13 protein-coding genes and 1 tRNA gene are annotated in these 13,602 nt (G+C 60.8%); 11 read left to right on the top strand and 3 right to left on the bottom strand.

All coding sequences use genetic code 11. The features are described from left to right. Nucleotides 1–310: 310 nt before the first annotated feature. The 7 genes from hdrA2 (at nucleotide 311) to P0O24_RS11490 (ending at nucleotide 8,217) form a co-directional block, all read left to right on the top strand. Nucleotides 311–2,683 carry a CoB-CoM heterodisulfide reductase HdrA2 gene (gene hdrA2, locus P0O24_RS11520; protein ID WP_316969903.1) on the top strand — a complete coding sequence of 791 codons (2,373 nt, stop codon included), beginning with the start codon at nucleotides 311–313 and terminating at the stop codon, nucleotides 2,681–2,683. Next, nucleotides 2,683–4,029 (top strand): 4Fe-4S binding protein, encoded by a 1,347-nt coding sequence (locus tag P0O24_RS11515; protein WP_316969902.1) that lies wholly within the window; start codon nucleotides 2,683–2,685, stop codon nucleotides 4,027–4,029. The genes hdrA2 and P0O24_RS11515 overlap by 1 nt, the downstream gene beginning before the upstream one ends. Next, the gene (locus P0O24_RS11510; protein WP_316969901.1) at nucleotides 4,026–4,739 is read left to right on the top strand and encodes a 4Fe-4S dicluster domain-containing protein; all 714 of its coding nucleotides are present in this window, start codon (nucleotides 4,026–4,028) and stop codon (nucleotides 4,737–4,739) included. The genes P0O24_RS11515 and P0O24_RS11510 overlap by 4 nt, the downstream gene beginning before the upstream one ends. Further along, a complete protein-coding gene (locus tag P0O24_RS11505; RefSeq protein ID WP_316969900.1) occupies nucleotides 4,736–5,626 on the top strand; it encodes a CoB--CoM heterodisulfide reductase iron-sulfur subunit B family protein in 891 nt (296 codons plus the stop codon). Before P0O24_RS11510 ends, P0O24_RS11505 begins: the two co-directional genes overlap by 4 nt. A 45-nt stretch (nucleotides 5,627–5,671) precedes the next feature. Beyond that, nucleotides 5,672–5,923: a type II toxin-antitoxin system HicB family antitoxin gene (locus tag P0O24_RS11500; RefSeq protein WP_316969899.1), complete on the top strand. Its 252-nt coding sequence runs from the start codon at nucleotides 5,672–5,674 to the stop codon at nucleotides 5,921–5,923. A 187-nt stretch (nucleotides 5,924–6,110) separates the two neighbouring features. Then, nucleotides 6,111–6,899 (top strand): hypothetical protein, encoded by a 789-nt coding sequence (locus tag P0O24_RS11495; protein WP_316969898.1) that lies wholly within the window; start codon nucleotides 6,111–6,113, stop codon nucleotides 6,897–6,899. 184 nt (nucleotides 6,900–7,083) lie between these two features. Continuing rightward, entirely contained in the window at nucleotides 7,084–8,217 is a 1,134-nt protein-coding gene (locus P0O24_RS11490; protein ID WP_316969897.1) for an RNA-guided endonuclease InsQ/TnpB family protein, read from the top strand. Here the strand turns inward: P0O24_RS11490 and P0O24_RS11485 are convergent. Together P0O24_RS11485 and P0O24_RS11480 are read right to left on the bottom strand one after the other, a co-directional pair. Then, nucleotides 8,190–8,384, bottom strand: a complete 195-nt coding sequence (locus P0O24_RS11485; protein WP_394356783.1) for a zinc ribbon domain-containing protein — start codon at nucleotides 8,382–8,384, stop codon at nucleotides 8,190–8,192. The two genes, P0O24_RS11490 and P0O24_RS11485, sit on opposite strands and share 28 nt — an antisense overlap. Nucleotides 8,385–8,783: 399 nt before the next feature. Beyond that, nucleotides 8,784–8,892, bottom strand: a tRNA-Met gene (locus P0O24_RS11480). Nucleotides 8,893–9,003: 111 nt separating this feature from the next. Between P0O24_RS11480 and coaBC the strand changes: the two genes are divergently transcribed. The 4 genes from coaBC to P0O24_RS11460 all read left to right on the top strand — a co-directional run bounded on the left by coaBC (nucleotide 9,004) and on the right by P0O24_RS11460 (nucleotide 12,405). After that, nucleotides 9,004–10,206 carry a bifunctional phosphopantothenoylcysteine decarboxylase/phosphopantothenate--cysteine ligase CoaBC gene (gene coaBC, locus P0O24_RS11475; protein WP_316969895.1) on the top strand — a complete coding sequence of 401 codons (1,203 nt, stop codon included), beginning with the start codon at nucleotides 9,004–9,006 and terminating at the stop codon, nucleotides 10,204–10,206. Between the two features lie 173 nt (nucleotides 10,207–10,379). Continuing rightward, nucleotides 10,380–11,033, top strand: a complete 654-nt coding sequence (locus P0O24_RS11470) for a pantoate kinase (protein ID WP_316969894.1) — start codon at nucleotides 10,380–10,382, stop codon at nucleotides 11,031–11,033. Further along, nucleotides 11,026–11,790, top strand: a complete 765-nt coding sequence (locus P0O24_RS11465; protein ID WP_394356782.1) for a 4-phosphopantoate--beta-alanine ligase — start codon at nucleotides 11,026–11,028, stop codon at nucleotides 11,788–11,790. Before P0O24_RS11470 ends, P0O24_RS11465 begins: the two co-directional genes overlap by 8 nt. A 45-nt stretch (nucleotides 11,791–11,835) precedes the next feature. Continuing rightward, complete coding sequence (locus P0O24_RS11460; protein WP_316969893.1) at nucleotides 11,836–12,405, top strand: hypothetical protein; 570 nt, start codon at nucleotides 11,836–11,838, stop codon at nucleotides 12,403–12,405. A gap of 75 nt (nucleotides 12,406–12,480) precedes the next feature. Here P0O24_RS11460 and P0O24_RS11455 read toward each other — a convergent pair whose 3' ends face one another. After that, nucleotides 12,481–13,110, bottom strand: a complete 630-nt coding sequence (locus tag P0O24_RS11455) for an acylphosphatase (RefSeq protein WP_316969892.1) — start codon at nucleotides 13,108–13,110, stop codon at nucleotides 12,481–12,483. Between the last annotated feature and the right edge of the window lie 492 nt (nucleotides 13,111–13,602).

Genomic DNA, 13,602 nt, shown 5'->3' with positions numbered 1-13,602 from the left:
TCTGCATCATGTGTATATACATATCCCATCTATGGAGATGAACATTTCGGTGCCAAGGAGAAGCGGGAGTAGGCGCGCATTCCTCCCCCGACTGAAGTCGGGGGCATCCTGCTGAGATTTTCGTGAATGGAGCTCGAAACATTGCTGATCTTGGGGCTATTGTAAGCCAGCCTGGAGGTTCGGGGTTGTTCTGCTTAATCAAGGCAGAAAAGATCCCAGGGCTACCGAAAGCCCATCCCCTTTAGGGGATGGGTCGCTTACAGGTACCTTTAAGTCGATGGGTTCCGAATGATAGTTCGGAGTCCTGTCGATGCGAATTGGAGTCTACGTATGCCACTGTGGCCTGAACATTGCAGGGGTCCTGGAGCCCGACAGCCTCACCGAGTTCGCCAAAACCCTCCCCGGCGTCGAGGTCGCTCGGGATCTCCAGTTCACCTGCTCCGACACCGGCCAGGAGACGATCAAGGAGGACATCGCCGAACACAAGCTGGAGAGCATCGTCGTCGCCGCCTGCTCGCCTCGGCTCCACGAGCCGACCTTCCGGCGGGTCATCTCCGAGGCGGGGATGAACCCCTTCATGCTGGAGATGGCGAACATCAGAGAGCAATGCTCCTGGGTCCACATGGACGAGCCGCCCCAGGCCCAGGAGAAGGCTAAAGACCTGATACGGATGGCGGTGGCCAAGGCCACCCTCTTAAACCCCCTCCAGGGGGAGACGATGCCCGTCAGCCGGGAGGTCCTGGTCATCGGCGGGGGAGTAGCCGGGATCCAGGCTGCCCTCGACCTCGCCGACTGCGGCCTCCACGTATATCTGGTGGAGAGGAGGCCGACGATCGGGGGGTACATGTCCCTCCTCACCGACGTCTTCCCTACAAACGACTGCTCCATATGCGTCCTGGCGCCGAAGATGACCGACGTCTACAACCACCCCCTCATCACCCTCATCACCTACGCCGAGATCCTGAACATCGAGGGGTCCGTGGGAAGGTTCACCGTCTCCGGCGTCAAGAAGGCGAGGTTCGTCGACGAGAAGCTCTGCAAGGGCTGCCTCAACGAGTGCGCCGGGGTCTGCCCCGTGGAGGTCCCCGATGAGTACGAGTTCGGCCTCGGCAAGAGAAAGGCGATCTTCATGCCGATACCCCAGGCCGTCCCCCTCGTCGCCTGCATCGACCCAGAATCCTGCATCGGCTGCGGCCTCTGCGCCGAGGCATGCCCCGTCGACGCCGTCAAGTACGACCAAACGCAGGAAGAGTTCAGGTTCGACGTCGGCGCCATCATAGTCGCCACCGGCTGGCAGTCTTTCGATCCCGCCCGAAAGGAGGAGTACGGGTACGGCAGGTATAGAGACGTCATATCCGGCCTCCAGGTCGAGAGGCTCCTCAACGCAGCAGGGCCGACGGGCGGCGAGGTCGTCCGCCCCTCCACGGGCCAGGTGGCCAAGTCCGTCGCCTTCCTCCAGTGCGTAGGATCCAGGGACGAGACGGTAGGAAACCCCTACTGCTCCCGGGTCTGCTGCATGTACGCACTCAAGAACGCCCAGCTGATAAAGGAGAAGTACCCCGATACCGAGGTATCGATCCACTACATCGACCTGCGGGCCGGGGGTGAGGGTTACGAGGAGTTCTACATCCGGGCCCAGAGGCTCGGGATCAACTTCATCCGGGGCCGGGTCTCGGAGGTGGAGGAGGTGGATGGAGAGCTGCAGGTCAACTACGAGGACACCCTCCTGGGGGGCTTTCGGTCGAAGCCCTACGACCTCGTCGTTCTATCGGCGGGCCTTGAGGCCAACAGGGACGCGGACGTCGTCGGAAACCTCCTGGGCCTCTCCAAGAGGCCCGACGGTTTCTTCGAGATCGCCCACCCCAAGATGAGGCCCGTGGAGGCCCACATCGACGGCGTCTTCATCGCTGGCTGCGCCTCGGGCCCCAAGGAGATCCAGGTCTCCATCGCCCAGGGGGAGGCGGCGGCGTCGAAGGCGATGGGCCTTCTGGTGAGGGGAGAGCTCGCCCTCGACCCCGTCGTCGCCGTCGTAGACGCCGAGAAGTGCATAGGCTGCAAGCTCTGCGTAGAGACCTGCCCCAGCAAGGCGATCTCCGTCAACGGAACCGCCCTCGTCGACGAGGCGGCCTGCAAGGGGTGTGGGACCTGCGCCGCCGCCTGTCCCGTCGACGCCATCGAGATGACCCTCTTCTCCGACGAACAGATCCTCGCGCAGATTCACGCGGCGACGGCGGTCAAGGGGCAGTACCCCTTCATCGTGGGGTTCCTCTGCAACTGGTGCAGCTATGCGGGGGCAGACCTCGCCGGAACGTCCCGGATCCAGTACCCTACGAACATGAGGGCGATCCGGGTCCTCTGCGCCGGGAGGGTCGACCCCGCCTTCGTCATCGAGGCGCTGAAAGGCGGGGCCGACGGAGTCCTGATATCCGGGTGCCGCCTCGGCGAGTGCCACTACAACAAGGGGAACTATCAAGCCTACCAGCGGATCCAGGTTCTTAAGGGGGTCCTGGAGAAGGTGGGGATCAACCCCGGGAGGGTCAAGATCATCTGGTGCGCCGCCAGCGAAGGCGAGATCCTGGCGAAAGAGATTCGAAAGTTCGTCAGTGAGCTGAAGGAGATGGGGCCTGTGGGAACGGAGCTCGCGGCCCTTCGGGCGGCAACACCACCAGGGGGCGATAGCTGATGGTGATGAAGATCGAGAAGGAGATGGAGGTCGAGGGTTCCCACATCAAGTCGATCCAGAGATCTGAGGACTCGGTCAAGGTCCTGGACTACGACTACAAGAAGTGCAATGGCTGCGGTATCTGCGTCGCCCTCTGCCCCACCAAGGCCCTCGCCCTGGGGCCCGTAATCGAGATCGCCACGGGCCTGGACGCCCCGCCGGTTCTCATCGACCTGGATAAATGCGTATTCTGCGGAATGTGCGCCGCCTTCTGTCCCGTCGACGCCTACAAGATGACCGCTAACGATAGAGACTACCGGGATATGGAGGAGTACCCCCACCTCGTCTCGAAGGCCGAGCCGAACGAGAGGTGCCTCCCATGCGCCCTCTGCGAGCCGGTCTGCCCGACGGAGGCGATCACCGTCGTCTTCTATCCGACTCGTGACGTCTTCGGACCCCTCCGGGAGGAGGAGAGGGGGGAGGGTAAGGGGAAGATCGAGGTCGATCCCGAGAAGTGTAACCTCTGCGGGAAGTGCGCCAAATTCTGCGAGGCCTTCCTCCTCACGGAGAGAGAGCCCACCCCAATCGATCTGGTCCCCTTCGAGCAGCTCCTCGTCGACGAGGAGCTCTGCGACCACTGCGGCCTCTGCGTCGGCATCTGTCCCGAGGAGGCGATCAAAGTCGAAGGAAAGCCCCTGGAGCTGGAGGAGGAGTTTGAGTTTTCCGGGGAGATCGAGGTCGACCAGGATAAGTGCATCGGGTGCGGCAGGTGTCTATTGGTCTGTCCCTACGACGCCATGGAGATCACCAAGCCCTTCGAAGGCGAGATAAGGCTCGTCGAGCGGCAGCTCCCTCTCTGCGACCCCATGGGCTGCCACGCCTGCTTCAACGTCTGCCCCGCCGACTGCTGGTACGTAGGAGAGGACGGGAGAATAAAGGTCGAAGAAGATCAGTGCATCTTCTGCGGGGCCTGCGCCAACTCCTGCCACTGCTTCGCCGTGGAGGTGGAGAGGACCGGCGTCGCTCATACGAAGGTTATGGAGACGCCCTGGGCTGAGGAGTGGAAGGAGGCAATCTCCGCGATCGTCTCTAAGTCGAGGAAAAGGCCGGACATTTCCAGGATCGTCCTCCCGCCCCAGATCGAGAGGGTCCCTATACCCGATATCGAGGCTCCCGAGAGGGACCCCGACCTCCTCTCGAGGATCAACGAGGCCCTCGCGGGGGTCGAGGCGGTGATCAAGAAGCCGAAGGTCCGGTTCGTCTGGGAGAGGGACGAGATCGGCGAGGCGAGGGAGAAGATAGGCGACCGGATCAAGAAGGAGGCGGCGAAGGCTGCCGCCGAGGCCGAGGGGGGTGAGGAGAGATGACGCAGATTGCGAAGATGGAGATTGCGAAGACGCAGACGATGACGATGGAAACAAAGGAAATCGCTACCAGGACCAGGACGGCCGAGGGGGAGAAGTTCAGAGAAAGAGTCCTCGCCCTCGCCGGCTCCGAGGTGAAAACCTGCATCCAGTGCGGGACCTGCTCGGCGAGCTGCCCCACCGCTCACCTGATGGACACCCCCATACGAAAGCTCGTCAAGCTCGTCCTCGAAGGCGAGAAGAAAGCGGCTCTATCGAGCAGGTCGATATGGCTATGCACCTCCTGCCTCCTCTGCACCATTCGCTGCCCTAGAAGTATCAGGCCCATGGCCGTCGTCGCCGCCCTCAAGACGGTCTACGAGAAGGAGGGGAAAAGGTGCAGAGACTCGGTCTTCGAGGGGATCTTCGGCCGCCAGATCCGGGATTATGGTCGGATATCGGAGTTTCTCCTCTCGGCGGAGTACATGATAAGAAGCCCCGGCTCGGCGGCCCAGATCATGGCCTTCGGGGCGGAGCTCGTCCCCAAGGGGAAGATAGAGCTGGGCTTTGAGGCCGCCAGGGGCGAGAGGATCGAGGGGACCGAAGAGATGAGGCGGATCTTCGAGCTTCTCGGAGACGAGGGAAAGGCTGAGGCAGAAAAGGTCGAAGCGGCTGAAGCTGGAGAGGCAAAGAAGGCTGGAAAGGCCGAAGAGACGAAGGAGGCCGAAAAATGAAGCTCGCCTACTACCCCGGATGCGTCGCCCGGTCGACCGGCAGGGAGTACGAGATCTCGACCCTGGCGGTCTGCAGGGCTCTTGGCGTCGAGCTGGAGGAGATCGACGACTGGAACTGCTGCGGCGCCACCCACGTCTCGAACGAGCTCGTCTCGACGGCCCTCGCCGCGAGGAACCTGGTGAGGACCGACCTGCCGGTGATGGCCTCCTGCTCCATCTGCTACAGCAGGCTGCGGGCCGCCATGATCCGCCTCGAAGACCGGAAGGTGAGGGAGAAGGTGAACCAGGCGCTGGAGAAAAAGTACGAGGAGGCGAAGGAGGTCCAGCACGTCATCCAGACGATCACAAGAGCCCTCGGCGAGGCCGAAGACCCCGAGGATCTCGTCGTCCGGCCCCTGGCGGGGCTGAAGGCCGCCCCCTACTACGGCTGCCTCCTGACGCGGCCCAGCGGAGGGATCGACAGCCCCGAGAATCCATCGATCCTCGAAGACCTCATCCGGACCCTGGGCGCGGAGCCGACGGACTTCCGGCTGAAGATGAAGTGCTGCTGCGGCCCCATCTTCATGCCCGAGGAGGAGGCGGCCGCCGAGACCCTCATCCGGATCCTCCGTAACGCCAAGGAGTCGGGCGCCGACTTCGTCGTCGCGCTATGCCCCTTATGTCATCTGATGCTCGACGCCAACCAGCCGCTCCTGGAGAAGAAGTTCGGCGAAGAGATCGATCTTCCCGTCTTATACGTAACCCAGATGGCGGGGCTCGCCCTGGGCCTTGCGCCCGAGGAGCTGGGGCTTGAGATGAACTCGGTCTCCACGAGGCCGGTGCTGGAGAAGCTCGCGGCGATCGAAGCAGGAGAAAAAGCAGAGGAGGAAGGGGCGGAGGTGTGCTGAGACCGCCGCCCGATTTTCGGGCGGGGCCTAAGCAGGGTATGTATCATGGAGTATACAGTTTTAGTACACCAGGCGGAGGAGGACGGCTTCTGGTCCGAGGTTCCTCTGCTTCCTGGCTGCTACTCTCAGGGGGAGACAATCGAGGAAATCCTGAGCAACACCAAAGAGGCGATCGAGGCTCACCTTATGGCACTGAAGGAGGAAAAGCTGCAGGAGGATCTTCACGACCTATCGGTGATCGCGACTCGGAAAGAGGAGGAGTGCATCAGCTTAGAAGAGCTGAAGAAGCGCCTGTGAAGGCGAGATAGACATTTTTTCATCCACTATGGGCCTAGGTCGAGATTTAGGCGATTACTTGATGGTGGTAGATCCCTCGCAGTGGGGGACGAGTTATCGGCAGTTTATCGGCAATATATCGGCAGTTTATCGGCAATGCGTGGGGACAGCAAATGAGACAAACGCAACCTCCGCAGGAGAAAGACGATTGGCCAGCGAAGAGGATTCTGTCAAAAGAGAGATGAAGATCCACGGTCAGCGCTGGGGAAGCTTCCACCACCGCTACTTCTCCGACCCTGAGGTGGCAGAGCCCCTGACCGCTGCCATCCTCTCGTCCGTCGACGCCGCCCGCCCCGACGTCATCGCAGACCTGGGCGGCGGGACCGGCTTTCTTCTCAGGGAGCTTCTGAGACGGCGCCCACTTCCCGGAGTCCGGCTGGTGGACGTGGACGTCTCCGATCGGCAGCTTTCAGCCTGTGATGATGTGAGGATCGAGCGGTTCGCGGCCTCGGCATCGACCGTAGCCCGCCGGGATCTCGTGGAGGACGACCAGCGCCTACTCCTGGTGGCGAGATCCCTCCTCCACTACTTCGGAAGAGTGGGTCTCCTCCCCCTCCTCCGACACCTGCGGAGCCAGCTCTGCGAGGGTGAAATATTCGTCCACCAGTCGGCCTGCTTCGCCGACCAGGTGGACGCCGCCTGCCTCAACCGAATCTACGGGATGATGGGGACCGAGAAGTGGTACTTCACCATCGACGAGCTGGAGGCGGCACTGGAGAAGGCGGGCTTCTCCCTCTGCGATGTGGGGCCCGCGCCGCCGCTCCGGCTCGACTCCGGCGACCTCGCCGAGAGGTACGGCCTCGGCGCCGAGCTTGTCACCTCTATCCAGGAGGAGGTGGGGCGCGAGTTCGGCGACAGGTCCGGGGTATTCACGTCGGCTGGCGAGGAGTTCACCGCCTGGCTGCACTACCACATCTTCACGTGCCGGGCTGTGTGAGGGCATAGACGGCCCAAGGATGGAAGGCGAGACGCCGAGAAAGTCGATTCTCTTTTCTGCTCACCGCTTCACGAAAATCTCAGCAGGATGCCCCCGACTTCAGTCGGGGGAGGAATGCGCGCCTACTCCCGCTTCTCCTTGGCACCGAAAGGTTCATCTCCATAGATGGGATATGTATATACACATGATGCAGACGCTCAAGGTCAAACTTGAACCGACCCCAGAACAGGTTCAAGCTATTCGCGAGACGATGCATCAGTTTAACGCCGCCTGCAACTTCGTGGCTGACAAAGCGTTTGAGCTTCGTACCGCCAATAAAATCGAGCTGCAGAAGGTCGTTTATTATCCGATTCGGGAACAATTTAACCTCTCCGCTCAGATGGCGGTCAGAGCTATCTCTAAGACCTGCGAAGCCTACAAGAGAGATAAATCGATCAAACCGACCTTCGATCCTGACGGATCTGTCGTCTACGATCAGAGACTCATGTCCTGGAAAGGTCTCGATCTCGTTTCTCTCTTGACTCTCGAAGGCAGGATAAAGGTCCCTGTTGTCATCTGCGAGTACCACGAACCCCGGCTCAATCGGATCCGAGGACAGGCCGACCTCATTTTCGAACGGGGTGAGTTCTATCTCTGCGTCGTCGTCGAAGTTCCCGAGTCTCCGAAGATCGAACCGATTGGTGTTATCGGCGTCGATCTTGGGATCAAGAACATTGCCGTTGATTCGACCGGCGAAGAGTTCTCCGGTGACGGTATCGAGAACGTTCGATCCAAGATAGATAACCTCAAGGCCGATCTTCAAAGCTGTGGGACCGATAGCGCCAAACGTCATCTCAAGAAACTCTCGGGTCGAGAGGCTAGGTTTCGTCGGGACGTGAACCACTGCATCTCCAAAAAGCTGGTTGCGAAAGCCAAAGACACCTCTTCCGTGATCGCCCTCGAAGATCTTCAGGGTATCCGGGAGGGGATGACGGTTTCGAAGGCTCAGAGACGCAAACAGCATAGCTGGGGATTCTATCAGCTCAGGCAGTTCCTCGAGTACAAGGCAGCGATCGCTGGAGTTCCAGTAGTCTACATCGACCCTGCCTATACGTCCCAGGAATGCTCCGTTTGTCATCATATATACCGGTCAAACCGACCTACTCGGGATCAGTTCGCTTGTGTCCGCTGTGGTTTCTCTGGCCCTGCTGACACCGTCGCAGCTCGAAACATAGCTGCAAGGGTGGCTGTCAACCTGCCCATCGTGGCCCGATTTTTTGTGGAGCCGCAAGCCCCCAATACTGGCGAGCATCATGCCCGCCAATTCATTGGCGGGTAGTTGACGTCTGCATCACCGCTCCAACCACAAGAAGGACAGGAGAACTCCTTTCCTTTCCTGTTCCCTATGTGGTGACATTGGTGGCACGTATTGCTTGTATAGGCAGGTTCTACCAGAATTACAGGGATACCTGCAGCCAGAGCCTTGTAGCTCACAAACTCCTTCAGCTGATAGAAGGCTCACTTATGGAGGGATTTGATCCGGCGATTAGATGTCTGCCTGATCCCTGACAGATCTTCAAACGCGATCGCAGACTCAGTTTCAATGGCTCTTTGAAGCCTAAAATATGTTTCGATATAACAGGAGGCAGATGATTTAGGACGCATTCCTCCCTCTCCCTAAAGGGAGAGGGCCTCCTGCTGGATACATGTGATGGGTAAAGGAGACGAATATGCCAAATCGTCTCCTAATCTCTCTTCATAGACGGCGTCAAATGGAGATCTTGGTGCGCCATATCAAAAATGGTGGTTTTAGCCATCCCTAAATCAGACCATCTAATCTGCCGGCGACGGCACCGAAGAGTCCTCATCGAAGAACGAACTGTAAACGTCGGTGTAAAAGTCAGGTGCCGGGAACGGGATCCGAACCCGTGACTTCCAGATGCCTCAGGAGACGAGCGCCTCATATTCGCGTTCCCTATGAGTCTGGCGCCCTAACCGACTAGGCCACCCCGGCACAGCAGATCCCCTAGGGCAATTAGTTACATAAACGTTGTGCTCATCTCCCTCGCTCCCTCCTGGGAGAACTTATTTCTAAGGGGGGGCTGGATATGGGCCGCTGACTAAGATGTCTTCGATCATATCCTCCACTGTGAGCGATTCGCTATCTGGAAAGCTGATCGTCCTAGCGGTCACGGGAAGCATCGCCGCGGTGAGGACCGTCGACCTCGCCCGCGACCTGATCCGGCGGGGGGCGACGGTTCACTGCGTCATGAGCTGTGCCGCCATGGAGATCATCCATCCATACGCCCTGGAGTACGCGAGCGAGAACCCCGTGGTGACGAGGATCACGGGAAGGGTAGAGCACGTCGAGTTCTGCGGCGTCGGGGGGAGGGCCGACCTCCTCCTCATCGCCCCCGCCACCGCCAACACCATCGGAAAGATGGCCTGCGGCATCGACGACACCCCCGTCACCACCTACGCCACCACCGCCCTCGGATCCGGAGTTCCCGTCGTCGTCGTCCCCGCGATGCACGAGGCGATGTACCGCCACCCTGCGGTATTGAAGAACCTGGATGCCCTCCGGTCGATGGGGGTCGTCGTCGTCGGCCCCCGGATCGAGGAGGAGAAGGCGAAGATCGCCGACAACACGGATGTGGTGATGGAGGCCGAGCGGCTCCTGGGCCCTGGCGACCTCGCGGGAAAGAAGGTCCTGGTCACCAGCGGCGCTACCGCCGAGAAGGTCGACCCCATCAGGATATTGACTAACAGGGCCTCGGGGAAGACGGGCGCGGAGATCGCCCTGGAGGCCCGGAGGAGGGGAGCGGAGGTGACCCTGGTCCATAGAGGCCATCTCGGTCTGCCGCTGCGCGAGATATTCGTCGAGAGCGCCGAGGAGATGGGATGCGCCGTCCTGGCGGAGCTGGAAGGCGGCAAGTACCACGCCATGATAGCCGCCGCCGCCGTCTCCGACTACACCCTCGCCCCTTTCGCCGAGAAGATCAAGTCCGGGGGCGAGCTCACTTTGAGGCTATCGCCCACCTCAAAGATCATCGGAGCCGTTCGGTCCAGTCATCCGGATCTGAAGGTGGTGGGGTTCAAGGCCGAGACCTTCCTCTCAGACGACCATCTGGTATCGAGGGCACGAGAGTCGATGGAGAAGAACCGGCTGGACATCGTCGTCGCCAACGACGTCGGGAAGGGCGGGATGGGGACGGAGGATAACAGGGTCCTGATCCTGGGGCGGGATGGGACGATCTCTGAGGTCTGCGGTCGAAAGAGGATGATAGCCAAAGCCGTCATCGACGCCCTGGTGGTGGTGTTATCCTGAAGGCCTCTGCCCCCGCCCATATAACGGGCTTCTTCGCAGCCCGTACTAACCCCGATCCTAGACTGGCGGGTTCCGTCGGCTGCGGCCTCAACCTGGATCTATTTGCCAGAACCGTCGTCAGCCCTTCAGAGGAGACGGCGGTCTTCCTCAACGGTGTCGAGTCGACGGCACCGGTGACCAGGAGAGTCGTCGAGAGGCTCGCGCCGGAGCACGTCAGGGTCGAGACGGAGCTATCGATGCCCCTGGGGGCCGGGTTTGGGGCGAGCGGCGCCGGGGCCCTCAGCTCTGCCTACGCCATCAACGAGGCCTTCAGCCTCGCCCTCACCGCCGACGGAGTCGGGGAGGCGGCCCACGGTGCGGAGGTCGCCTCCGGCACCGGCCTTGGGGACGTCATCGCCCAGAACGTCGGCGGCCTGGTGGTGAGGCTCTCGGCCGGAGCGCCCGGCGTCGGGTCCGTCGACAGGATACCGGTCCCGCCCCTGCGGATCGACTGCATCGTGAGGGGCCCATTATCGACGGAAGAGGTCCTCTCGGACCCCTCCGTCATGAGGGGGGTGAACCGGGAGGGGGAAAGGGCCCTCAAGGAGCTTCTGAGGAGGCCGACCCTGGATAGGTTCGTCTCTCTATCATGGGAGTTCGCCCGAAGGTCCGGGCTTGCGAGAGATTGGATGGAGGATGCCGTGGAGGCGGTGGAGGCTTCTGGAGGGATGGCGTCGATGGTGATGCTCGGCGACGCCGTCTTCGCCGTCGGTGGGGCCGAGGCCCTGGCGGAGTTTGGAGATGTCATATCTGCGAAGGTCTGCCTCGGGGGTGCCGGCCTTGAGTGAGGTGCCCAGAACCCATCCTAGATACGCATCTCTTATGACCCGGGAGAAGTTGGTGGAGGGGGTCGGGCGGGGGATCACGGGGCTCAACGGCTTGATAGCCCAGGGGAGGGGCGAGGCCCTCGACTACCTCATCGGCGAAGTGACGACGGCTCCCGCGATGGAGGCGGAGCGGGCGGCGGCGGCGATGCTCCTTCTCGCCGAGGGGCCGGTCCTCAGCGTCAACGGAAACGCAGCCGCCCTCGTCCCCAAAGAGATGGTGGCCCTCGCGAATAAGATCGGTGCGCCCCTGGAGGTCAACATATTCTACCGTACCGAAGAGAGGGTGAAGAAGATAGCCGACCTCCTCAGAGGCCTCGGCGCCGGGACGGTCTATGGAGACGAGCCGGATGCGCAGATCCCCGGCCTCGACCACGCTCGGGCCAAGGCCGCAAGGGGCGGGATATACGATGCCGACGTCGTCTTCGTACCTCTGGAGGACGGGGACCGGTGCGAGGCGCTGGTGAAGATGGGAAAGAGGGTGATCACCGTCGACCTAAACCCCCTCTCCCGGACCGCCAGGACCTCGACGGTGACGATCGTCGACAACGTGGTGAGGGCTCTACCGAATCTCATCTCTCTCGTCGACGAGATGGCGGGCCAGGACGAAGCGGAGCTACGGCGGCTGTTGGAGGGCTACGACAACAGGGCGGTTCTCAGACGGTCGGTGGAGGAGATGATCTCTCATCTAACCCATCAATTTTCAGCTTTGGACGGCTGATCCCCACCAAAATATTTTATATACTGCTTGCATTAACCTCTCCCCATGCCCAAGCGGGTCATCTCCCACCATGAGCTTATAGAATCGGTCCACTCCGCCACCAGCGCTCCCTTCGACGCCATTTACCCGAGCGATCGCAGCTATCTGGCCCTATCCCTCGGGGAGGTCTGGGAGACGGTCCAGTCCTTCGGCCCCGGCTCGGGGAATGGGGACGGGGTGGACGTGGATCATCTTGCTCGGAGGCTCTGGTACGCCTTCAAGGAGAGGGAGAGCCGCTCTGCCTGTGGGATGGTGAGGCTGGACAGGCCGATCGTCCGGGACGTGGTGGGGGTCGTCACCGTCGACGACATATTCTCCGAAGGCGGCCAGGACCCCGTGGGGCTCGACGACTGCGTCTTGAGCGACGACCTCGCGGAGTACGCCGAGGAGGTGGGGGTCCGGTTCGGGGTCGATCCTAAGAACGGGGCAGTCGAGTCCCGTGATCTGGAATGTGGGATCGAGATGACCCTCATAGACCCCCAGACAAAAGACGTCTTCAAGAGGAGCGATGGGGGGAGCTTCGGCGCAGGGGAGTGGCGGGTCTCGGAGATAAGGGCGGTGGCGGTCTGGTTCTGATGGTCCGGTCGGAGGGGGTTGAAAGCCAACATCAGATCAAGGACTTTTTCAGTCTCGTCTCTTTGACCTCAGAGTTCAGCTCACCTTAGCTCTGATCTCGGCGATGGCTGCTTTGATCTCGGCTATCTCCTGGCTGAGCCGCTCATACTTCTCCTCCAGCCGATCGCTTTTGAGGGTCGATATGATCTCGTCCCTTCCGCGGCGGGCTTCTTCTCGGGTGGCGCAGACCTCCTCTCTGATGGCTCCGATCTCGGAGGTGTCGGCTTTGATCTCCTGGAGGATGGATATGGAAGCGTCCTGCTTATCGAGCATCTGGTCCTGCTTGTTCAGCATCATCCTGCTGACGGTCAGGTTCTCCTCGCCGAGCACTATGCTCCGGTGGAGAAGTCCCACCGCCACATCGAACCTCTCTCCCAGCTCCTCCTGCCAGTCTCCTCTTATGATCATGAAGTAGGGAAACTCGCCCGTCGCTGAAGCCCAGCGGACCTCCAGCTCCCGGACCTGTATCGGACCGTCCTTTATTCTAAGAGCCTCCACAAACTCCTTTAGGGCTTCTTCCTCCCCTTCGCCCACGATCCTGACATCGTAGGGCTCCTGGTTCTGGACGGTGCCGGAGAGCGCGAGGTTCCTTCCTATCCTCTGGACCACGTCTCTGAACCCAACCCTCTGGACGTCTCCTCTGGCGAGGACCTCGACTCGTTTCATATTCCTTTTCCACTGGGGTTCTCCTTCCATGTCAGGATTTCGGTCGAAGATCGAGAAGATCGTGTCAGGTGCACAAAGAGGCCTCAGCCCCATCTTAGGGGCGCGTATGGCATCTGTGTGGATGGCTTGCATGATGGCGTGTCCGCTGGTCGTCGGGGCCGAAGGGGGCGGCGGCCCCTTTAGCCTCAGCTCCCAAGATGGCGGCGGCCAGCGACGATGGGGGCCTTCAGCCCGAGGGGCCTGGGACGGGTCTCGGAGATTCGGGGTTAGCCGTCTCGTTCTGATCCGCCTCTCTTCTTCTTAAATATCTCAAAGAGCTGCTGGACGTTACCAGAGAGGGGTTTGAGCGGGTAGTAAGCGGTATCCATTGGTCATCGGTTAAGCCCACCACTCCTCGGTAAAGCGCTTTCTATTTACATGCGGATCTACAGCTTCACTCATACTAAATTCTAAAGATGTTTTTAAGGAAGTTTCTAATCCCATATGTTGAAG

It is taken from the genome of Candidatus Methanocrinis alkalitolerans (genome assembly GCF_029167205.1).
GTDB lineage: Archaea > Halobacteriota > Methanosarcinia > Methanotrichales > Methanotrichaceae > Methanocrinis > Methanocrinis alkalitolerans.
Note: the sequence above shows the minus strand (reverse complement) of the source record. Positions and strands in the feature narration are given on the sequence as shown.